Source organism: Patescibacteria group bacterium, from assembly GCA_041660565.1.
Lineage (GTDB): Bacteria > Patescibacteriota > UBA1384 > CAJBMM01 > CAJBMM01 > JBAZWC01.
The window spans coordinates 438486-459955 of sequence record JBAZWC010000001.1 but is presented as its reverse complement, the minus strand read 5'-3'; the positions used below and the strand labels follow the sequence as shown (position 1 = coordinate 459955).

Sequence of the window (21470 nt, the reverse complement as noted above, 5' to 3'; positions counted from 1 at the left end):
TTCACTCATTTTATCTCCTTATAGCTCTCTGATGGCGTCAACCACCTTTAACCTACTAGCACGCCACGCCGGAATAATGCCGGCCACAATGCCCAAACAAAAGCTAAACAGCACCACTTCGGCCAAAAAGCTGTTTTGTACCAAAAAGATCTCCGCGCCTTTGTCGGCCAAATTATGATTGACGATGGTAATCATTAGCAGCCCCAACCCCATTCCAATCAAACCACCTAAAATGCCAATTACGCCCGCTTCAAATGTGTACTCCTTGGCGATGGTCCAACCGCTAGCGCCGATGGCTTTTTTGACCCCAATTTCTTTGGTGCGCTCGGAAACCGACATAATCATAGTATTGATCACCGAAAAACCACCTACAATTAAGGCAATTAACGCTGATCCTAAAATTACCGCATTTAGTAGCACTGATGCTTTATCTATCTGATCACCTAACTCTTTTGGCGACATTACCAACACTTCATTTTTGTATTTATCTTTGATGTTTTTGACCACTGTCTCTGGGTCGTAACCGTCTTTCCACGAAGCCGCAGCCATGGAATTGACGTCTTCAACCTTAAACGTTTTTGCCTGTGCCAATTGGGCTTGGGTATCTGCCGGCAACTGCGCCAGAGCGGCAGCGGAAATAGCGTTGGCTTTGTCTGCCTGATCTTTAAGCGATTTTAAGAATGGATTAGACTCAATTAACATTTCGCGCGCCGGTTTAATGTTCATAAAAATGTACGAATCCGGGCCGGTATTGGTGCGGTCAGCTACCCCAACCACCGTAAAATCTTTTCCACGAATGGTCATTTTATCGCCAACGTGTAGTTTTTTATCGGCCGAAATACTAATGCCAATAGCAACTTTATCATCACCTTCACTGGCGATAATATTGTGCCCTTCTTTCATAGCCAATTTATCCCAGTTTTTGTTTTTGAAGGCGGATGAATAGTCTGATCCAACAATGGTGGGTGGCGTACCGAAAGAAGCGCTGCTGGCGGCCGGATTGTCTGGATCTGGATCTGATAGTGCTAGCTGCACTGTTGGCATTACCGCTTCTACACCATCTACTTTGGCGATGTTATCAAGCACCGAAACCGGCAAGGTGCTGGTGGTGGCGCCGGTGGAAAAGCTAGTGCCTTTAGGCATAATGGTAATTTGCCCGGTAACGTAATCCTTGCCACCTGAAATCATTTTGTTAAATTTTAGGGCCAGCGATCCCATCACCGTAAAGGCAAAAATTCCGATAGAAATGCCCATAATGGTTAAAAATGAGCGAAACTTGCGTCGCCACATATTGCGTAGTACTTCCATATAAACTCCTTTATGTTGTCGATTATTATTCTAAGACGTTTTTAACAAAAATACTAGATCATCTTATGTGTTGCAAACCATCGACCACAATCTGTCATTTCGACTCCCTCCGGGCGTAGCCTACGGGCAGAGCCTCGAGCGTTGTCTCGAGGGTGGAGAAATCTCAAGAAAAGACGGGAAGGGATTCTTTCTCAGATTTCTCCAACATAGTCGATTTGACAATCTCCTAGGGTCGAAATGACATTATAGTTTCCCAATTCACGTTCAAGAAGCTTGGGCTACGTTCTTTCAATCAAAAAAACACCTCTAAAAGGTGTATAAAAAGTAGAACGGCCGCCCCCCGATGATGGGAAGCGGCCGAGCCATGGTCGCAGGATGCAAAGCTGCGGGCATGTTGGGCGAGAAGGAGTCCCGCCCAGGATCGATTTGGTAGTGTGGCGCGCTACGCGCCGGTTTGTACTTCGTACGGCGAGGCGGAGGGGGTTGGTTCAGCCGAGTTCCCCTCCGCGTCGCGACGGGCCAGGCGTGTCATACGGGGCCAGTGAATCACGGCCCTCTGTGCGACGCCCGCCCCGAGGACGGAACCTGCTTTGCGGCAGAGATGACCGCCGGCCTATGCCAGCGACGCTGCTCGCGCAGATTCCATCGATGCGCTCCGTGGGTTAGCCGCCCACGGACAGCTTCTTACTCTCACAGGTGCGACTAGATCACGATCCGCGTTATGTGTCGGATCCCCTCATCTTAACCGGGGTGTACCCGGACTCTCAGACGCGAACCGCCGAGCGCGTGCTACCCTCCGCCGTTGATGGCGGCCAGGGTTTGGTGCAGGTTCATGGGGGTGTCTCCTTTCCCGGCGGATCTGCCGGGGGAGGGAGTGACCCACAGTGTCGCCAGCCGGCGAGAGGGTGTGCCTCTGCCAACCGGTTGGCCCGAACACCGCGGGGTAGGCCGACCTAGCTTCCGCTAGGTGAATCCCGACGTCGCGACTCTCATCTCGACGCCTCCCTTCAAGGAAGATAACAGCTGTGAGACCACGGGCGCGCGGTGGGGAGGACGCTCCTCGCCGCACCGCGCCCCGTGCACCACGCTACGCGCCGTGTTGGGCGCGCCGAGGCCCGTGGCCTAGGCGGCGCCGGAGGCGGTCACGCGCTGAGGCCGGCGTCCGGGCTGATCGAGTTGCCGGTGCTGCCGTCGAACGTGCATATGTTCTTCTCCAAGTTCACGAACGGCTCGTGCACCCTCATGGACGTGCTTCCTTTCGACGTGCTGGATTTTAGGGCAAAAACGACTAATAACTTGTCAAAACGCCGAAAAGGCGTCAATCCCGAACCACTGGTGGACCCTGTCCACAAGCCGGTTTAACCAGACTCTAACCGGACGAGGATATGGATTTTCAGTTGTTCAAGGTCAACGCCTTTATCGGCGTACATGATCCATTATAGCAGAATAAAAATGGTTGTCAATACCCCTGTCGGAAAACAGATGACTGATGACGGAGGACAGAGACATTTCACTCCTCAGAGGTGAAACCGTGGCAACGGCAAACACCTCGGAGGTGTGAAAAGGCGACGGAAATGAGAAGCGCCCCACTCCCGGGCTGGGAGGGGGCGCGACTTGGGACACGAGGCGAACCTCGCTTAAAGGGATGTAGGAAGAAAGGTGGGGCTGGATGCGCGGTTTCCTGCGCGGCTGGCGGATGATGTGTGACGATGAGGCCAGAGGCGAGGTGGGTTCGCCCACCCACCGCGCCTCTGTTCAACAAACAACGACATCCTAACAGACGTGGTCGACCTGAAGCGGGTATCTAATCCGCTCAACGCCGACCGAGAGTGGACATCTAATGGTCCGGGCGCGCAACCTATCCAACAGGTGCGTGTTGCCGAGACCACCCCGCTGATAGGTTAGGCGACGAACTGCTTCATACGCTTCTCCGTTTTTTGAACGGGACTTGAGCCCCATTTGACCGGGCTCGGGAGTGGGGGCGACGCGCACAGGGCTTCCTTGAATACTTTTGCAGGAGATGCCATCGCTTCCGAGAGGTAAGCAGTATCCACGGTTGCGATGGGGCAAGTTGTTCAAGATCAACGCCCTATGCGTCTTAACACCTCGATTATGGCAAAAACAGTGGTGTGAGTCAAGAGCAGGTTGTCATTCCCGCCCCGAGGCAAAGCTCGGGGTAGACTTCGGTGGGAATCTGGCGCCAGCCATCCCGAACTTACTTCGGGGCAGTCTATGAAAAATACTTCTAGGTTTTTTTCTGGATCCCCGAATAAAATGTCGGGACGCTAAGCGTTCCTTAGCCCCGCTTAGCGGGGCGGGGATGACAGGTCGTGATCCCCTCTATTTTCTATCCTCCAAATGTGTTATAGTAATACTAACCCCGCAGAACGGGGTAAATGCGGGCGTAGTTCAGTTGGTTAGAACGCCACACTGTCACTGTGGAGGTCGCCGGTTCAAGTCCGGTCGCTCGCGCCATCCTTCGACAAGCTCAGGATTAGATTCCTGGTTTTGTCGAAGGATTTGTTGCATATTTTGGTCCGATCGCTTAATCTTAAATAAAAGGGGCAGAATATGCATCTGACTTTTGACAATTCGGATGACAACCAAGAAGCACAAGCCAACGATCAGAAAGCCGCGAGTGCCGAGGAAAAAGACGATCAGCCCGATCAGTCAAACTCAAAGCACAAAGTAAAACCATCTAACGTAGAGCTAAAAATCTCGTTTAATCGTAAAATCGTCATCTCAGTATTAGTGACCATTATTTTGATTGTTGCCGGCTTTTGCGTGTGGCAATTTGATTTATTTACCAAATTTAGCAATTGGTACAATGCCGCTCAAGTTTCGGTGCGGGTGATGGAAAAAGACACTAATAAACCGCTTGCCGGTGCGGTGGTGATGATCGACAGCGTCTCTGCTACCACTAATAGTGATGGAGTGGCCAACATGTCCGGCTTGATTAGCGGAAAAATTACTGTTACCGCCACTAAGACCGATTATTCACCGCAAACCTTTGATGCCACGCTTTATCGCGGGCTTAACCCGTTGCCTGACATTATTTTGGAAAAAGCGCCCGACAAAACGTTTAGTTTAACCGGAACAGTGGTAGATTACGTTTCCGGTAAGGGCATTGCTGAGGCAAAATTGTTGGCCGGTACGGTGGCGGGGGATACCGATGCCAGTGGCGCGTTTACACTTATGATTAAAGCTGATGTAACCCAAATTAAGGTTACAAAGACCGGTTATATTGATTGGCAGCAGAGTTTTACCATCAAATCAGACAAAACCTTTGGTGCTATTAAGGCAGAAATGCAGCCAAAGTTATCGGTTATTTTTGAGCAGGAAAAGGGTGGTAAGATTGATTTGTTGACTACCGATGTAACGGGCGCTACGCCGAAAAATCTCTTTTCCGATAAATATACGGGTAGTAATACTGCGCCGTTGTTATCACCAAATCAAAAAACTCTCGCCTTTCTATCTGATCGTGATGGAGTGGTTCAAAGCGGTCAGGCGGCCACAAAGCTGTATCTAAAAGACACGGCCGGGAACATTACCAAAGCAACCGACGACAATGATCCAAAGTACATTCGCTGGGCTTCGAATAACACCATCGTGTATGTTTACACCAGTAGCGCATCGCCAAGCCAAACTGCAATTATGGCGTATCGGACTGATACCAAGGCTCGAATTCAGTTGAATGTTTTGCCAGCCACATCTACCAACATTTTGACAAGTATTGTGACCATGAGTGTTAGTAGTGATGGCGGGACGGTGGTTTACACTCAAGATGCCTACGGCGTAGCCGACGGTACGCCTGGTTTAAGCGATGCCAAGGGTATTTTTAGTGTTAAGATTGATGGTTCTAATTTGCGCCGTATTAGTAACGCCGAGATTAACTCGGGTCAAGATTTGTATTTTTTGACTAGTACGTCGGTGCGGTACAGCTATCGCGATTCCAGTTATAACTACAAAACATTGGATATTAATTTGTCCAACACTACGCCTAATCAGACCGATTCAACCGCCACGCCTACGGTACGCGATCGTATTTATACTCGTACTATTTACGATCCGGGTAGTTTGGATAGTGTGACGTTAAAGACTTCGTCTGGGCGTTGGGTTTACATTGATACTAGAAACGGCCAAACTGACGTTTTTGTGGCGGATAGTAATGGCAAAAATGAGACGCAATTGACCAGTACCGGCAGCGCAGCTAGCATTATGTTGACACCGGATCAAAATTACGTGATTGTGGGGACATCGCTCAATGGGGCAAAAACCACTAACATTGTGGGTATTGCCGGTGGCGCGGTGAGGAAGATTGTGGAGACAAATAGTAACCAAGTTGGAGTGGTGGGAAGCTAGTATTCGAGCGTAATTTTAATTTCGTAAAATTGGCTTAAAAAAACTGAGAAATATCTCACTAACAATTTTAAAATTTTAAAGGCAAAATTTTAAATGAATAAGTACCGAATGATAAAATTTAAAAAGGTTCCTTATTTAGATATTTAAAATTGGTTGCCTTTCATTTGAAATTAAAAATTGAAAATTTAAAATTAGGGGAATTATGGACATTTTTATCGCTAATGATCACGTTGGGGTGGAATTAAAAAAAAGCGTGGTAAAGTTTTTGAAAGGTCGGGGAATTAAGGTAACAGATTTTGGCACCGATACCGCAGATCCAGTGGATTATCCCGACTTAGCCATTAAAGTGGCAAAAGAGATAAGCAAAGATCCAAAAAGTCATCTTGGAATTTTAATTTGCGCCACCGGTGTGGGAATGTGTATGGCGGCAAATAGAGTTAAAGGTGTTTTAGCGGGTACGGTGGCGTTACCGGCAATGGCCGAGCGGGTCAAATCTGATGATAATATTAACGTTTTGTGCTTGGGTGCGGCTTATTTAAGCGAGGATTCGGCTATTGAAATTGTGGATAACTGGTTGAACACCCCATTTTCTGCCGAGGAACGTCATATACGTCGGTTAAAAAAAATTACCGATTTGGATTGACGTAATGGAGATTATCCCGTCCATTTTAGCTCGTAATCTTGAAGAAGTTCGAAACCAGGTTGATTTGGTTAAATTGGTGGCCAACGTGGTGCATTTGGATGTGTGTGATGGCACTTTGGTGCCGGGTGCAACGCCTAGCGTAAGCGATCAGCTTAACATTGTTCAGCACAATATTTGTGATGTGCATTTGATGGTAATGGACCCGGCGCGATATCTGGATGGTATTAAGGCTGAAAAAGTGCGTTATATTTATGCTCATCCTAAAGCGGCAACTTTTGGTGTTTTTTTAGAGCAAACCAAAATTCTCAACCTAAAAGCAGGTGTTGCACTGTCGCCCGAAGACCCGGTTGAATTAATTAGGCCGTATCTTGATTCAATTTCGAGTGTGCTAATTTTAACGGTTAGTCCGGGTGAAAGCGGGCGTCCGTTTCAAGAAGATATGATTGGGAAAATCACCGAAGTTAAAAACATTAATTCAGATTTATTTGTGGCAGTAGATGGTGGGATAGAGCAGTCAAAGTTCGAATTAATTGGTCACGCAGATGCAGCCGTGATTCACAGTGCTATTTTTAATAAACCAAATCCGGAAGAAAGTCTATTATCGTTACAAGGACAGAGCAACTAGTCGAATACTGTAAGCTGCATTTCGTATTACTACGATCTTTCTGCTAAAATAATAGTAGTTGGAGGGGAATATACTAGTATCACTAGATGCGATAGTTCCGCATGCATTTGCCGGTAAATATGCAATCGGCGCGTTTAATGTAACCAATATTGAATCTGCGCAGGCGGTAATTTTAGCGGCTGAGGAACTAAAATCGCCGGCGATTGTACAAACCAGCGAAAAAGCGCTTGATTATGCCGGGTTCGACAATCTTACTGGTGTTATTTTACAGATGGCTAAAAAATCAACAGTACCGATTGTAATCCATTTGGATCATGGCCGCACTGTAGATATCGCCCAAAAATGCCTTGAAGTTGGATACACTTCGGTAATGGTAGATTTTAATCATGATAGTTTTGAGGATAATTTATCCAAGACTATCAAAGTGGTGGCGATGGCCAAAAAGCATGGCGCTTCGGTTGAAGCCGAGCTGGGTGCGGTGATGGGACGCGAAGATTACATCGAAAACAAAGAACCAATTAAGACCAATGTAGCGGAAGCGGTAAAGTTTACGCGTGAAGCCGGGGTAAACGTGCTGGCGGTTGGGATTGGTAACGCTCATGGCATCACCACTGCCGAAGAAAAACTCGATTTTGATCTGTTGAAACAGATTCAAGAAGCCTGTAATTTTCCGTTAGTGTTGCACGGTGCTTCGGGAAATTCGCTTAAAGATATCCATATCGCTATTCGAAACGGAGTAGTCAAAATTAATATCGATACCGATTTGCGTTTAGCTTTCAGCTCAGCGGTGCGGCAGTTTTTAAGATCAAATAGCGAGGCTTATGATATCCGAGAGATTATTGGTGCCGGCAGAGACTCAATCAATAAAGTAGTCAAGCAGAAAATGGTGATGTTTGGCAGCGTGGGGAAGGCGTGATGAGTAAAGATTTTGACTGTATTTCGATTGGTGCTTCATTGCTTGATACTTTAGTTAAGCTAAAGAACGCGCATCAGCATAATGACACGGCTTCGCCATCTGGGGTGGATGAATGTTTTGCGTTGGGTACAAAAACCGATGTTGAATCCATTATCCAGCAAAGCGGCGGCGGCGCCACCAATTCTGCGGTTACTTTTAAGCGTCAGGGTCTTTTGGCTACTGTTATTGGCAAAGTTGGCTCAGATCATGCCGGGGATTTGGTTAAAAACGATTTACGCCAAGATAATATTCCAATCGACCATATAATCGTAGCCAAGGGCGGCAAAACCGGTCAATCGGTTATTTTGATTGATCCAAATGCCGAGCGCACTGTTTTAACCGATCGTGGGTCGGCCGGGCATTTAACCACAGACGATCTGGCGGTTTTGGATAATCTAAAGTCTCGCTGGGTGTATGTTACATCGCTTAACGGGCTTGCCCCTAGCATTGAACACGTGTGGCAATGGGCCAATAAAAATAATATTAAAATCGCGTGGAATCCGGGCAAACTAGATCTTAAAATTGATTATATGCACTTGGAGCGTTGGTTTAAACAAATAAGCCTGCTAATTATCAATCGAGAAGAAGCGGGGATGATTTTTCAGCAAAATATTACTTCTGAAAATGCGGTTAAGGAATTGAAAAAAATGAAAGTTGTTCAAGCGATTGTGTCAGATGGCGCAAATCCAATATGGGCATTTGATCATCAGAATACTGTCTCGCTAACGCCTCATCATATTAAAGCGGTTGACAGCACCGGTGCCGGAGACGCACTGGGTAGTGGCGCAGTGGCCGGGTTGATGCACGGCATGACCTTCAAAAACGCGCTCGAGCACGGGCTGGCTAATTCCGAGAGCGTGGTGATGAAAGTTGGCGCCAAAACTGGCATAATGTATAAATAAATGACGAATTTTAAATTTGTAACCTAATATACGTAGTCCAGACTTTAGTCTGTTTTCCTCAAGCACGCTAAAGCGTGGTCTACATTTCAAATTAAAAATTTCAAATTTCAAATTAAGGAGTACTATGTCTATCAATATCGCGATAAATGGATTTGGTCGAATTGGGCGAAACGCCTTGAAAATTGCCCTTACCAAACCAATGCTTAACATCGCCTCGGTTAATGATCTAACCGATCCTGCCACGCTGGCGCATCTACTATCATATGATACAAACTATGGCAAATACGATGCCAATATTGGCGTTGAAGGGGACAATTTGGTGGTCGATGGTCACAAGATTAAAGTTCACGCCGAAAAAGATCCCAAAGCATTGCCGTGGAAAAAAGAAAATGTCGATATTGTGCTAGAGTGCACCGGGCGATTTACCGATCCAAAAGACGCCCATGCGCATATTAGTGCAGGAGCAAAGCGAGTAATTATCTCTGCTCCGGCAAAGGGAGACGGTGCGGTTACGCTGGTGATGGGGGTCAACGACAACAAATACAATAAAGAAGAAATTATTTCAAATGCTTCATGCACCACCAACTGTATTACACCGGTTGCCCAAATTATTGTGTCCGAGTTTGGAGTGAAAAAGGCGATGATGACCACTATCCACTCGTACACTGCCGACCAAAATCTGCAAGACGGGCCGCACAAAGATTTGCGCCGCGCCAGAAGTGCTGGTATGAACATTGTGCCAACATCTACCGGAGCCGCCAGCGCTGCTCATCAAGTAGTGCCGGAACTAAAGGGCTTGTTTGATGGATTGGCAATTCGGGTACCAACTTCGGTGGTGTCATTGGCTGATTTTACCTTTTTGTTGAAGAAAAAAACCACCGTCAAGCAGGTAAACGAGGTGTTCAAAAAAGCGGTGGATAAAATGAAGCGCTATGAGGGGATTTTGTCCTATACCGAAGAGCCACTGGTATCGTCGGACTTTATTGGGAGCCACTTTTCGTCGATTGTTGATCTGTCGTTAACGCAGGTGGTAGATGGCGATTTGGTTAAAGTGGTGGCGTGGTACGACAACGAATGGGGCTATGCCAACAGATTGGTTGAAGAAGCAGTACTGGTGGGTCAAAAACTCTGATGTCATTCCGGACTTGATCCGGAATCTATATAGAAAATGTCTAATGACTAATTTCTAATGACAAATGTCAAATAGTTTTTTAATTTTTAAACTTTTGGAATCTCGAATTTATTTAAAAATGGAGAGGCGATTTTCGAATCGCTAAGGATTACTAGGGATATTTAAGGGTGGCAACGGATTTGGCAAATCAGCGTGCGCTCTATTTTTTGTTGACAGCGAAAATCGTTTTTGATATTTTACTGATGAGCGCCAGGCTAGATGTCCAAAGCCACCACCGCGCTCACCCAGGAGGACTCACATGAAGGTCCTCGTAACACCAGCGACCCCGCTCGTTACCTAACCCGTCACGGCGGGGCTTGGGAAGCAGAGCGCTTTCCATCCCTTGGTTAGGCAACGGGCGCGATGGTCGTGCACAACCCGGTCCCGATGGCATCGCTTTCGGGACCGGTCTACTAATATTTAAGACAAACAAAAATTCTCCCTGGCGGAGAATTTTTTTGGAGCCGGTCGTTGAAAACGCGGCGATAGATTGCAAAAATCTGGATCCGGTCGTTGAAAACGCGGCGATAGATTGCAAAAATCTGGAGCCGACAATCGGAATCGAACCGATGACCTTTGCTTTACGAAAGCACTGCTCTACCAGCTGAGCTATGTCGGCATTGGCTACGAGGGGCAGGCGAAAGCACTTATTGCAGTACTAACCAGCTGCTTGCCCTTCCGAAGCCTTGGCGAAGGAGGGAGCTATATCGGCATTGGCTATATTATAACATAAATTTTAGTTATTCTCACTTTTTTACCATAACAAAATAACGCGCTAGGCTAGCGCGTTATTTTATCTCAAATTGAGTTAGAAACTATTTCTCAAATTTACGTAACCAGATCCAGTGACTGGCGAACAATCCTACCGCTACAACCAGCAGAATGCTAAAAACGGTAATTGTTTTGACTGTGCCCAGTTTTACCGCATCAATTTGACTGGTGCGGGCAGCCTCATAATTTGTTCTCAATTGGTCGTCAGACAAAACTACTGTGGTGGCGGTTTTGTTTTCAGCTGAGTTCAGGTTAGATTGATAGTCCGCTTTGTACGCAGCAAACGAAGAAACATCATGACTTTGCAAGTTGTATCTGTAGTCGCTTACGCTGGTTGGATTGGCGCGATCAAATATCGCGTTAACAATATTTCCCAGTGCCACCAAAGTAACAATTACTGCTACCAAGCAGACCACGTATCCATAGATTTTGGGGACGATATGTGTTTTTTCCATATATATCCTTTCTTTCTTATATATCCGTTATATACCCTACACTTTTGCTGTCAAGTACAATTTCAGGCGCTGTGCGGTTTGCACAGCGCCTGGTTCGGCGGTATGGCTAGTGTCCGAGTGTCGCGTCGGGCGGGTCGATGCTCACGACGCATCTTGGCTGGCTGCCATATCGGGCGACCATGATCTCCTCGGCCATCTCGAACACGATTAGCGATCCAACCATGTGCGGAGTTACCGCTCCCTTGGGGAACAGGACGTCAAAGCACTCCGTGCCCGATAGGATCGTAACCCCGTCAGATTCCTGTCCGGACAACAGGGCAACGGGTTCCTGGATGCTTACAACCTTCCCAAGTACTTGCATCGCAACTCACCCCCTTGATACGTAGTGGACGATCTTGGTCATAAAATATCATTTATACCAGTCTCTGTCAATGTTAATGTAAAAAAATAGCCCTGCACCCGAAGGTGCAGGGCTTAGGTTGACGGATTTGCCTTAGGCGATTTGGCGCATCGCCTTTGCAACTTGAGCTTGGGTAATGCGGCGGGGTTTGAGCAGCCGCTGGTTGACGAGCCAAAACGCCAGAATGGCCTGTTCTAGCACCATCGGCCGGCCATCCTGTGTCTTTAGCCCGGTGCTGGCTGCTAACTGCAACGTTGCGGTTGGCTTGTCACGTAACGCAACATCCGAAATCAGCACACCCGGCTTTAGCGTTCGCATTACTTTGGTAGCGGTGGCGACGTTTCGAGACAGACTGTCTGGTGTTGCCGGTAATTCAATCTCGCCCAGTGCCGAGAATTGGTCGAGCGGTGAATGCGGATCGTCGATTACGCTAACGATCACGTCGGCTTTCGGCGCTTCGGCTGATATCATCTCACGCCCACCTGAAACCGCTACCGCTTTGTTGCAGAACTGGTTAACTCGCACGGCTAGGTCATTTGCTTTGCTGACGGTGCGGTTGAGGATGATCAGCTTCATCCTGGCGGCCGCTGCGGCAAAGGCGATGGCATTGGCGGTGCCGCCACCCCCTAAGATCAGGATGGTTTTGTCTGTCGCATCCATTACCTGTTGCAAGCCGGCCACATATCCATGGCCGTCGGTATTGTAGCCGACCAGTTTGTGGTCTGTTCGCACTACCACGTTGATCGCTTGCATTGCACGGGCAAGCGGGTCAATTTGATCGACAATCACCCATGCTTTGTCCTTGATGCCAGCGCCGACGTCGCCGCCCAGAAACCGGTCGTCATTCCGATAGGCATCGAATACATCACCCGCTACCTCCGGTGATCCAATCAGTCGGATATTGCGGACATTCAGCCCAAATTGCGCGTAAAGCGCGTTCCACAGCCGAGGCGTCTGGGCGGGGTAATCCTTGGCTGCGTATCCAACCGCGAAGAAATCCAACCCTTCTAGACTAGGCGGATTATCTTGCGCTTTTGACGCAACTGTCAGCATCTTAGAATCGATCAACTTCTGAATTATCATGGCTGTCCTCCTATGTGTATTCGAACCGGACGATGCTGACTTCTTCGGGCCCGGTAAATACCTGGTTGTAGATTAAGCTTAGCTGGTTTGCCACGCCGTGCCAATCCGAACAATCTGCCGAACATCCGATCAGATCCGCTGGCGTAACATCTTGCAAGCGCTTAACCTCAATCGCCGTTATTTTGGCAGGAATATTATCATCTGTAAATATCGGGTTGATGTTTTCAGCTTCATTACCCGGTAGTTTCATCACCCGAATAATCACATTTTCGCCAATGCTAGTTCCTTTGTTATTTGGCGCACGACGATCTCCCGGACGCACGGCAGCGGTCATTTTTTTGGTTAAAATTATGTCCCGATACGCTAATCGGAACCATAGTTCATATTTTTCCATACCCCCACTATACCAAAAAATCATCATAAACGAGCTAATAAAAAAATTTACAGAAAAACCGGCCCCCGATAGGAGGCCGGAAGGTGCTGCGACTTACATCGCGGCGCGATCTCGAATGGACTGGAAGTTGTAATCAACCAATAGGGCGCCGTCTTTGAAGACAGGGACTAGTTGGTTGGAGAATCCCATGGCTTCGGCGTCTGACTCGCGCATGGTCTTCCAGTCGCCGGCGCTGTTGCGTACAAGGGCCAGATGGCCCGCCTTGGAACGCTTGCCGGGATCAGTGACAGGGTCCTTCATCACATCGCGCCAGGTTCCGTCGATCTGAGCGGCTGAGCACTTGAAGGCGAAACGCTGGGTGTCTCGGTTGACCTTCTGGAGCAGACCGCCGCCGGAGCCGAAGGCGAGATTATCAGCTGACCATCCCGCCTGCCGCATAGCGGTCAGGATCTGGGTGATCATGGCGTAGTCGATGCCGTCGCCCTGAATGACCCGGACCTTTGGGTGCAGTACCCTGTACTGCTTGTCGTTGGTGGTGAAGCCGAAGGTCTGCCCGAGAATATCGAGGACCTGGGTGACCACTTCCGGGGGGTTACCGCTGTCGGGGCGAATGACGAGGACGCCGTCTCGGGCCAGAACGCGCTCCTTGAGCTGTCCACCCCAGATGGAGCGACAAGCGTTGAATACGTCGTAGCTGTCCGAGACTACGGCTACGGTGCCGGTGGGGTAGGCCGTGAGCATGTTGGCGTAAGCGTCAGCCTCGTGCTCTTTGCCCCAGGATGTGATGGTGCTGTGCTCGGCGGCTGGGATCGAGTAGCCGGCCATGTTCTCGCCGTAGTAACGACGGGCGACCATGATGGCTTCGAGGGTGTCAGTCCCCTTGAAGTTGACCAAGTGGGCCGCCCCGCCGATACCAGCTGACTCCACGCTGGTGGAACCCCGGAAACCGAAGTCATGCAGCTTGAAGTCGATTTGGCTGGGATCGCCCGTTTCCTCGAGGAAGCGGAGGATCTCCTGGCGCATGGCCCGGCTCTGGGTGGCGACCGTGCAGGGGTACCAGACCTGGCAGAGCAGAGTCTCCAGGTAGTTGGTGAGCCATGGCAGGCCGTTGGGGTCGGTGTTCTGCACCGTCATGAGGACGTTGTGGTTTGGGATCGATGTCCCCTCCGGTATGGCCCGGATGAGGATTGGCAACCGTCCACCGTGTGCCTTCAGGATGTATTCCCAGCCAGCCCGGTTCATGTAATTCGAGTTGCCGAAGTGGCTCCCCAGAACTTCATAGGCTTCCTCGATCTTCTCCTCGGTCACCACTTGACCGAGCAGATATCGCTTGATCAGGTACTGGAGGCCAAAGAAGGTGGTCTCAGGGAAAAGGCCGCCCCGGCTCTCGTAGAACGAGAAGATAGTCTGGGTGCGTGGCGGGTACTGGGGGCCGTGGGTTGGCTTGTAGCTGTCGGTGAGGAGGATGATGTTGTCAGACATGGTCGTCTCCCTTTCTTATCGTGTCAGATGGTGCTGTTTGAGGAGCATGCTGCCCAGAATCTGATGTTCCGGGACGAGGTACTGCTTGACTTCCTTGATCGGTACCCATTTCACTCGTGCGATGTCGTCCTGGGCCTTTGCGCAACCGAAAATGTAGGTTGCGGCGAAGAAGCTAGTCAAGATTCCATCGCCGGTTCCTTGGTAGCGCCAATCAACGACCTTCGCTGATCCGAAGTAGCGGAGATCGTCTATCTCGAGACCGCCGGTTTCTTCGTAAGCCTCGCGTTTTGCGGCTCGTTCCAGGGATTCATCGTTAACATCAACGAAACCGCCGATGAAACGATAGCGGTCTCCGTCAGTTGGCTTGCCACCCAAGAGAACGAGCCCCTTGTTCTCATCGACGATTGCTATATCAACAGTGGCGTAGGGGATCCCGGCTCGGGCGACTTGGCTGTAGACAATCCCCTTGCGGAAATCGGGGCTGGTTGGTGGGTTGTCTAGAAGGGCGACACGGTTCTCGGTTCCAGACAGGCAAGGTAAGGCGGGAAAGTCAACCACAGGCAGGGTGCCGGAGTAGGTGGTTAGAAAGGAATCGCGCGACCCGTAGAGGGAAACCGACTGGTCCGGGAACATCTTTTTGATCAGTTGATCCAGGTTAGTGGACCAGACGGAATCGGATGGGTGATCAGCCAGACTGACCACCTTGACATTGGGGTACGATGCCAGAACCATCTCCCGTCTAGCGGCAAAGCTGAGGGGATTGCGGCTGGTGGCAAAGGCTTCCGATGTGCCGAGTACGAGCAAGACTTGCTTGACTTGGCTTTCTACGAATTCAATCAGAGCTTGATGACCGAGGGTAAGCTCGGGCACTTGAAATCGGGCAACGACTACCCCCACAGCTGCAGGACCATTTGGCATCGTATATCTCCTGTTGTTAATGTGCTAAGTGTAAAAATCACACTATCTATTTCTAAGATAGTGTATAAATTACACGTTGTCAATACCCCCCCAACAAAAAAACCCTTTTCAGGGTCTTTCAAGATAAAAATAAATTGAGATCGATGTTTAAATGATATCTATTTCTTCAACGTCCGAAGATTTGTATGTATATAGCCGCGCGGGTCGGTATGGTCGACTATCTTGTTTGTGGGAGAGTGGTTTCAGAATATCTAATTTGAGTATTTTTTTTCGGAAATTTCTTTTATCAAGTTTTTTTGATAATACAACCGAAAAAATATCTTGCAATTCGGTCAAACTAAATTCATTTGGTAATAACTTACATACAATCGTTGAGTAAGAAATACGATGGCGAAGTCTTGTTAAAGCCATATCTAAAATTTTATTGTGATCGTAGGCTAGATTTCCAGTTTTGCTAACCTCACTCCACCATGCGTCGTTATTATTCTGTTTTTCGATTGGATCAAGTCGATCCCATGGTACTACGGCCAAATATGCTACTGCGACAACCCGGCCACGTGGATCACGATCAACCTCACTAAATGTGTAAAGTTGCTCCAAGTATACTTTATCAGGATTAATTCCGCCTTTTGTTTGTATATGTCTGGCAGCGGATTGTTCTGCGACTTCATCGGGAAATAGTAGCCCCCCTGGCAAGCCTTTACTCCCTTCGGGGAAATGTGGTGGGCGATTAACAGACACTAATCTGACAAATAATTTATCATTTTGAAAAGTCAGCAGCACCGTATCGGCGGCCAAAACGGCAAAACGGATATTATCAGTTGAGCCAGTATTTGCTGATGACATATTTCTCCTCTTAAGGCACGATATTCACAAATGCTTGGTAGCCTGTAGGGGTATCCTTCGCTATGGCTTCGGAATACCTATTCCTACAGTCAAGGTAAATAAACTTTGCCCACTTTTCGCCAAATAAGCGAAGCGCAAGCGGAGTTTATTGGTAGCCTGTAGGGGAGTCGAACCCCTCTTGCCGCCGTGAAAGGGCGATGTCCTACCGATAGACGAACAGGCCAAACTATAATTACTTTAACATAAATAATCACACCTTGCAACAAAAAAAGACCTGCGCAACTGCACAGGTCTGAGTGGCTGAATTGCAAGGCGCTTAAACTGGCTCACGAAATAGCTTCTCGGCAAGTTGCTCAGGGGTCATCTGCCTTATTCGTTCGATCACCGCGTCGACGTCCTCACGAGTGATCCATGGTTTTGGACCTGGCTGGGGATATGGCTCGGCGGTAAGTCTTTCCAATACCCGCTCCGCTTCTTCCGGGGGCATTTCCCGAAGCTTGGCCATGATCGCTTCGTGCACTTCCGCGCGTGTCCGATGCTTTCGCGCCCTTGGCATGGTTGTATCTCCCTCCCGTTTGTCTAACTCGATCATACCAAATATTGTATTGTAATTCATCTGATAAAAGTATTTAGTGGTATCAGAGGGGGTCGTGAACGCACGATCTCTTGTTGTATTCAACTACCTCCGACCTTTCACAAGGAGAATGCCGTGGATACCATAGACGATGGGCACTGTGTTGTATGTTTTGAGGCGTGGGAGGCGAAAGTCTATATGGGAGAAAACCCGAAGCTAAACGCGAAGGAACTGCCTTTGCGGATAAAGCTCGGAGATCAGAAGCACGCTGATTGCCCGGAAAAGATCGTGGGACTGGATGGTCAGATGCTGGGCGATCCGGGAAAGTGCAAGGTACTTCGGGACTTTGCGGATCGCGCTAGCGCAGCACCCACAACCAAGGGTGCCAAAGCCGTCTCTACTCCTTCATCGCGAAGTCGCGGATATCCGGGGAACGGACATGCCCCGCAATCCACCGATCGTGGACATCAGACCAAAGCAAAACGGATTGATCGTCCCGGCACATCTGGCCAGGTGCGTCAGCAACACGACAAGAACGGCGGCAATGGTGACAAGCAACCAGCCTTTACCGGACCAACTACTCGCGTCGGTCCCAGATCGTACGACTGGGGTACCACCCAGGAATAACCAAGCCGCGCCCCAAGACGGGCGCGGTATTCATATGTCTAGAAAATAGATTTTGTAATGATATAATGATATGAAGGAGAGATATATGATTAAAAAAATACTACCCACCAAGCGACATTTTTTCTGGATACTGGTTACCGTACTTCTTGTTATATCGGTTCTGGCTGAGGCGCCATCGTATGTGAATCCTAAAACCGCATTAGCCTATCCTGACTATCCCGCAAACTCTGACAAAGTATTAGTGGCTCCGTATGATACTATTACTACCGGTGCGGCTAACTGGGGATGTGCCTCAGGAATCTGCTCCGATACATCTACCCGTGATTATATTACCATCGGTCAAAAATATCGTATTAGGGAAAGCGGGACAGTTAGTCGCATTAGAATTTATACAGTTTCTACCACCGGACTGGCGCAGTTTTATGTGAAAATTTGGCGTAAAGATGGCGCTACATATGATTTGGTTGGAGCGAGTGAAAACTTGATTAGCAGTTTAAGCTCCGGGCAATATTCCACAATAGATTTAGCCTCACCAATTGCTGGTGTCCAAGAAGGGGATTATTACGGTTATCAAGTCATCCTTTCTACAAAAGGATCGTTTTTTTATGCCAAGACGTCAATTACTGGGGTAACTAGTTACTATCATACAAATTCAGCGGTCGCTACTACAGATTATAACTGGGAGGGGTCATCTGAGTTTTTGGCCGGTGCTGTTCTCCCCATTGAGTTTTATATGCAGGCGCCTCAGGTAGCTTTTATTGGTGATTCAATTATCGCCGGGCATCCGGCGCATTACAGTTTTCTTGAGGCTACCGCAACCACAAATATTGCGTCTACGATAGAGAGTCAGTTTGGCGTATTGACCGGCTATAGTTATCAAAACATGGGAATTGGCTCTCAAACTACAGCTCAAATTAGCGCCCGTTTCGCCGCTGACATAGTTGCTCTTAAACCGAGGGCAGTTGTGATTGAAGGTGGTGTAAACGATATCGCTGGCGGGGTTTTAAAGGCTACGTTTTTGGCTAATTGGACGTCTATGTTAGATGCAGCTCAAGCAGAATCTTCGCTTGATCGAATTGTTGTAATTAAAGTTTTACCTTGGACAAACGGAACAACCACTCAAATGCAAACTAGAGATGATTGGAATGCATCGCTCACAACATTAGCAAACAACTATTCTAAGGCAATTGTTGTTGATGCCTCATCGTATGTTGGGCAATTCAGAAGTGGCGGTGATGCGGGCAATTTATGGGACATCCAAACTGCGTATAATTCAGATGGTGTTCATTATAACACTGCCGGCCACGGTCAGATTGCTCAGGCAATTGCCGACATTGGGTTTGACTCTGTTGCACCAGTGGCGTTTACTCCTACATCTAATCCGGCGTCGTGGACATCTGCTAATTCGGCTGATATCTCATTTTCTACCACAGACGCGGGCAGCGGTGTGGCGAGCTATTCAATCAAGCTAGATAGCGGTGCCTACACCGATAGCGTTTCCAGCCCATACACGCTGAACATTGCGGCAGTGGCAGATGGCACTCACACCGTAACCGTTAAAGCGATTGATACGGCAGGTAACTTTAGGGAACATACCGTATCTGTTTATGTAGATAAATCTGCGCCGGCTGGTTTTACTCCGGTTGCAGATCCGGCGGCGACCACAAACAGTGACACCATTAGCGTGTCGTTTTCAACCAGTGATGCAGCCAGCGACGTTGCAAACTATAAGTTAAAATTAGACAGTGGAGCATATGGTAGTTCAATTACCAGCCCGTATACTCTAGATGTCTCTGCGGTTGCAGATGGTACCCACACGGTTACTATCAAGGCTACTGACAACGCTGGCAACATCGCCGAAGGCGTGGTGAGCATTTATCTAGATAAAACCGTTGCGGTTTTATCTGGCGGGTCTCCTTCCGGAACATTAGATGCGTCTACCACTTCGGCTACATTATCTGTGACCACTGATAGTTCATCAACGTGTAAATACTCCACCTCGGCAGGAACGGCGTACGGAGTGATGACAGGCAGTTTTACCACCTCTAATGGTACCTCTCATACCGCAACCGTATCTGGTTTAGCCGACGGCAATACATATCACTATTATGTCCGATGTTTAGACAGCGCTGGCAATACAAACAGTAGCGACTACGAAATAAGCTTTTCAGTTGATGATTCACCAGCCGCAACCCCTACCCCAACATCAACTCCTACTTCTACTCCTACCACCGCCGCGACATCAACACCAACTCCAACTTCTACCGCTGAGGCATCATCAACCCCAACGGCAACTACGTCAACCACTACAAATTCAACCGCGGCTACTACTCGATCAACAGCCACCCCGGCGTCTACCATATCTGCTTCTCCTTCCGCCGCCGCGTCACCGGTTGCCTCAGTTAGTCCAACAGCAGACACTGATTCACAGTTCTTTGACACCCAAATTCTAATGGAAAATGGTCAAAAAGTGATTAAAACAGTCAAATTTAAAATAGTGGATGCGGATGGCAAGCCCATTAGCAAACTAGAGGTTACAATTCACTCGGATCCTCAAACCGCCAGTACGGACGAAGATGGAGTGGTTGTTTATAATAACATTCCGGTCGGTGATCATGTATTAGCTTTCGCGTACCAAGGCATTGGCTATGAAAAAAGTGTTGCGGTTGCCGATCCGGCCGTAAACACGGGAACGTACCGCGCCGAAATCGTAGTTGTTAAAGCTGCTAAAGATCCATTGCCGCTGTGGGCATGGATTGTCTATGCTTTCTCTGCGTGTATTATTGCAATATTAGTTTACGCACTCTTTAGATTACGACGAACGCGCAAACTCAAATAAAACCATTACGATATTTGCTCGAGATCGTTGCTTATTCCGGGTTCATTTTGAATTTGAGAGATGAAATAGCCAATAGGATAACAATCCAACCACAGACAATCACTATATTGATCGGATTTTCGAATGGTGAAACCGCTTCTAAACCTGCCGTTCGGATCATTCTTAATAACGGTGCTAACGGTAGATACTGCACAATGCTGTTTAGCCATTTTGGTAATGAATCGATCGGAAAAAAGACACCGGCTAAAAACATCATTGGAATAGTAACCGCGGTGGCCATGCCTTCTGCCGCTTGAGTGGTTTTAGTTAAGCTTGCCACGGTGAACCCGAGCAGCTGGAATAAAATCCCACCAAGCATCGCTAGTGCAAAAATCATACCCAAATTGCCGTAAATGTGCCCGTTGAAAGCGTAGACGCCGATTCCCAAAATTAAGCCAACTTGGATAACGTTCACAATTAAGCGTGATAATACCTGAGCGATAATAAATTTCCACGATGGCAACGGGGTGGTCGTAACTCGCTTCAAAATTTGATCGTCTCTGTATTGCGCCATCGAAATTGCCACGCCCTGAACCGAGCTGTTCATTAATGCCATTCCAATCAATCCAACCAGCACAAAGTCGAAGTAATTAAATGTATTGGTGCTGGTGTTTTGTTGATCAATGCCATAGATCGGTTTGATTCCTTGCGATTGAAAATTGAGGGTAGTTAGGAACTGATTCAAAAATCCGCTTACAATCGAATTTGACTGCGCATTGCCGGGATCGGAAATTAGTTGTAGATTTTTTGAAGCGGATACCGATTGCGCCCCAAAATCGGCTGGGATTACCACCACCGCCACCACTTTGCTGTTTTTTAGCAATTTTTTGGCATCATCTATGTTGGTTTCTTTTTGTACCTTGAATACTTTGGCGCTGTTCATGACAGATTCAAGCGATGATGCTACCGGAGTATTGGCATTGTTAATTAATGCTACCGTACCGGCGGAAGTGGTGTCGCTTCCGAAGAAAAAGCCAAATATTACGGTGAAAATGAGCGGAAACATTAGTGACCAAAACAATTGTTGTTTGTTTCGGAAAAGTAATTTAATATCGGCAATAAATAGTTTTATCATC

The 21470-nt window shown here is 48.1% G+C and carries 17 protein-coding genes and 3 tRNA genes; 9 read left to right on the top strand and 11 right to left on the bottom strand.

The features are described 5' to 3' along the window. Nucleotides 1-18: 18 nt before the first annotated feature. Nucleotides 19-1308 (bottom strand): ABC transporter permease, encoded by a 1290-nt coding sequence (locus WC773_02250; GenBank protein MFA6082215.1) that lies wholly within the window; start codon nt 1306-1308, stop codon nt 19-21. 2398 nt (nt 1309-3706) lie between these two features. Here WC773_02250 and WC773_02245 point away from each other — a divergent pair. From WC773_02245 to gap, 7 genes are all read left to right on the top strand, one after another. Then, nucleotides 3707-3783, top strand: a tRNA-Asp gene (locus tag WC773_02245). A 96-nt stretch (nt 3784-3879) separates the two neighbouring features. Continuing rightward, a complete protein-coding gene (locus tag WC773_02240) occupies nt 3880-5670 on the top strand; it encodes a carboxypeptidase regulatory-like domain-containing protein (GenBank protein MFA6082214.1) in 1791 nt (596 codons plus the stop codon). A 202-nt stretch (nt 5671-5872) separates the two neighbouring features. Then, complete coding sequence (locus tag WC773_02235; protein ID MFA6082213.1) at nt 5873-6313, top strand: RpiB/LacA/LacB family sugar-phosphate isomerase; 441 nt, start codon at nt 5873-5875, stop codon at nt 6311-6313. Between the two features lie 4 nt (nt 6314-6317). Next, nucleotides 6318-6938 carry a hypothetical protein gene (locus tag WC773_02230; protein MFA6082212.1) on the top strand — a complete coding sequence of 207 codons (621 nt, stop codon included), beginning with the start codon at nt 6318-6320 and terminating at the stop codon, nt 6936-6938. 58 nt (nt 6939-6996) lie between these two features. Further along, nucleotides 6997-7854: a class II fructose-bisphosphate aldolase gene (locus WC773_02225; protein MFA6082211.1), complete on the top strand. Its 858-nt coding sequence runs from the start codon at nt 6997-6999 to the stop codon at nt 7852-7854. Beyond that, complete coding sequence (locus WC773_02220) at nt 7854-8795, top strand: carbohydrate kinase family protein (protein MFA6082210.1); 942 nt, start codon at nt 7854-7856, stop codon at nt 8793-8795. Before WC773_02225 ends, WC773_02220 begins: the two co-directional genes overlap by 1 nt. A 124-nt stretch (nt 8796-8919) precedes the next feature. Further along, the gene (gap, locus tag WC773_02215; GenBank protein MFA6082209.1) at nt 8920-9927 is read left to right on the top strand and encodes a type I glyceraldehyde-3-phosphate dehydrogenase; all 1008 of its coding nucleotides are present in this window, start codon (nt 8920-8922) and stop codon (nt 9925-9927) included. 582 nt (nt 9928-10509) lie between these two features. Here the strand turns inward: gap and WC773_02210 are convergent. The 9 genes from WC773_02210 to WC773_02170 all read right to left on the bottom strand — a co-directional run bounded on the left by WC773_02210 (nt 10510) and on the right by WC773_02170 (nt 16907). Beyond that, nucleotides 10510-10585 (bottom strand) — tRNA-Thr (locus WC773_02210). A 196-nt stretch (nt 10586-10781) separates the two neighbouring features. Continuing rightward, nucleotides 10782-11192: a hypothetical protein gene (locus tag WC773_02205; protein ID MFA6082208.1), complete on the bottom strand. Its 411-nt coding sequence runs from the start codon at nt 11190-11192 to the stop codon at nt 10782-10784. 493 nt (nt 11193-11685) lie between these two features. Then, nucleotides 11686-12675, bottom strand: a complete 990-nt coding sequence (locus WC773_02200; protein MFA6082207.1) for a hypothetical protein — start codon at nt 12673-12675, stop codon at nt 11686-11688. Nucleotides 12676-12685: 10 nt separating this feature from the next. Continuing rightward, on the bottom strand, nt 12686-13069 hold the full coding sequence (locus tag WC773_02195) for a hypothetical protein (protein MFA6082206.1): 384 nt from the start codon (nt 13067-13069) through the stop codon (nt 12686-12688). A gap of 93 nt (nt 13070-13162) precedes the next feature. Further along, complete coding sequence (locus WC773_02190; GenBank protein MFA6082205.1) at nt 13163-14551, bottom strand: nicotinate phosphoribosyltransferase; 1389 nt, start codon at nt 14549-14551, stop codon at nt 13163-13165. A 15-nt stretch (nt 14552-14566) separates the two neighbouring features. Next, a complete protein-coding gene (locus WC773_02185; GenBank protein ID MFA6082204.1) occupies nt 14567-15469 on the bottom strand; it encodes an NUDIX domain-containing protein in 903 nt (300 codons plus the stop codon). Nucleotides 15470-15616: 147 nt separating this feature from the next. Continuing rightward, complete coding sequence (locus WC773_02180) at nt 15617-16315, bottom strand: NUDIX domain-containing protein (protein ID MFA6082203.1); 699 nt, start codon at nt 16313-16315, stop codon at nt 15617-15619. 149 nt (nt 16316-16464) lie between these two features. Continuing rightward, nucleotides 16465-16538: transfer RNA gene (locus WC773_02175), tRNA-Glu, on the bottom strand. 93 nt (nt 16539-16631) lie between these two features. After that, nucleotides 16632-16907: a hypothetical protein gene (locus tag WC773_02170; GenBank protein MFA6082202.1), complete on the bottom strand. Its 276-nt coding sequence runs from the start codon at nt 16905-16907 to the stop codon at nt 16632-16634. A 117-nt stretch (nt 16908-17024) separates the two neighbouring features. Here WC773_02170 and WC773_02165 point away from each other — a divergent pair, with 117 nt between their 5' ends. Together WC773_02165 and WC773_02160 are read left to right on the top strand one after the other, a co-directional pair. After that, nucleotides 17025-17516, top strand: a complete 492-nt coding sequence (locus tag WC773_02165) for a hypothetical protein (GenBank protein MFA6082201.1) — start codon at nt 17025-17027, stop codon at nt 17514-17516. An 85-nt stretch (nt 17517-17601) separates the two neighbouring features. Beyond that, nucleotides 17602-20355, top strand: coding sequence for a GDSL-type esterase/lipase family protein (locus WC773_02160; protein MFA6082200.1), 2754 nt, complete (start codon nt 17602-17604; stop codon nt 20353-20355). A 31-nt stretch (nt 20356-20386) separates the two neighbouring features. Here the strand turns inward: WC773_02160 and WC773_02155 are convergent, their stop codons facing one another. After that, complete coding sequence (locus WC773_02155) at nt 20387-21469, bottom strand: ABC transporter permease (protein ID MFA6082199.1); 1083 nt, start codon at nt 21467-21469, stop codon at nt 20387-20389. Nucleotide 21470 lies beyond the last annotated feature (1 nt).

Coding starts and splice junctions, on each gene's coding strand:
- WC773_02170 (MFA6082202.1), bottom strand. CDS start 16,907: ATGATCGAGTTAGACAAACGGGAGGGAGATACAACCATGCCAAGGGCG.
- WC773_02190 (MFA6082205.1), bottom strand. CDS start 14,551: ATGTCTGACAACATCATCCTCCTCACCGACAGCTACAAGCCAACCCAC.
- WC773_02235 (MFA6082213.1), top strand. CDS start 5,873: ATGGACATTTTTATCGCTAATGATCACGTTGGGGTGGAATTAAAAAAA.
- WC773_02195 (MFA6082206.1), bottom strand. CDS start 13,069: ATGGAAAAATATGAACTATGGTTCCGATTAGCGTATCGGGACATAATT.
- WC773_02205 (MFA6082208.1), bottom strand. CDS start 11,192: ATGGAAAAAACACATATCGTCCCCAAAATCTATGGATACGTGGTCTGC.
- WC773_02180 (MFA6082203.1), bottom strand. CDS start 16,315: ATGTCATCAGCAAATACTGGCTCAACTGATAATATCCGTTTTGCCGTT.
- WC773_02220 (MFA6082210.1), top strand. CDS start 7,854: ATGAGTAAAGATTTTGACTGTATTTCGATTGGTGCTTCATTGCTTGAT.
- WC773_02240 (MFA6082214.1), top strand. CDS start 3,880: ATGCATCTGACTTTTGACAATTCGGATGACAACCAAGAAGCACAAGCC.
- WC773_02155 (MFA6082199.1), bottom strand. CDS start 21,469: ATGATAAAACTATTTATTGCCGATATTAAATTACTTTTCCGAAACAAA.
- WC773_02160 (MFA6082200.1), top strand. CDS start 17,602: ATGATTAAAAAAATACTACCCACCAAGCGACATTTTTTCTGGATACTG.
- gap (MFA6082209.1), top strand. CDS start 8,920: ATGTCTATCAATATCGCGATAAATGGATTTGGTCGAATTGGGCGAAAC.
- WC773_02200 (MFA6082207.1), bottom strand. CDS start 12,675: ATGATAATTCAGAAGTTGATCGATTCTAAGATGCTGACAGTTGCGTCA.
- WC773_02230 (MFA6082212.1), top strand. CDS start 6,318: ATGGAGATTATCCCGTCCATTTTAGCTCGTAATCTTGAAGAAGTTCGA.
- WC773_02250 (MFA6082215.1), bottom strand. CDS start 1,308: ATGGAAGTACTACGCAATATGTGGCGACGCAAGTTTCGCTCATTTTTA.
- WC773_02185 (MFA6082204.1), bottom strand. CDS start 15,469: ATGCCAAATGGTCCTGCAGCTGTGGGGGTAGTCGTTGCCCGATTTCAA.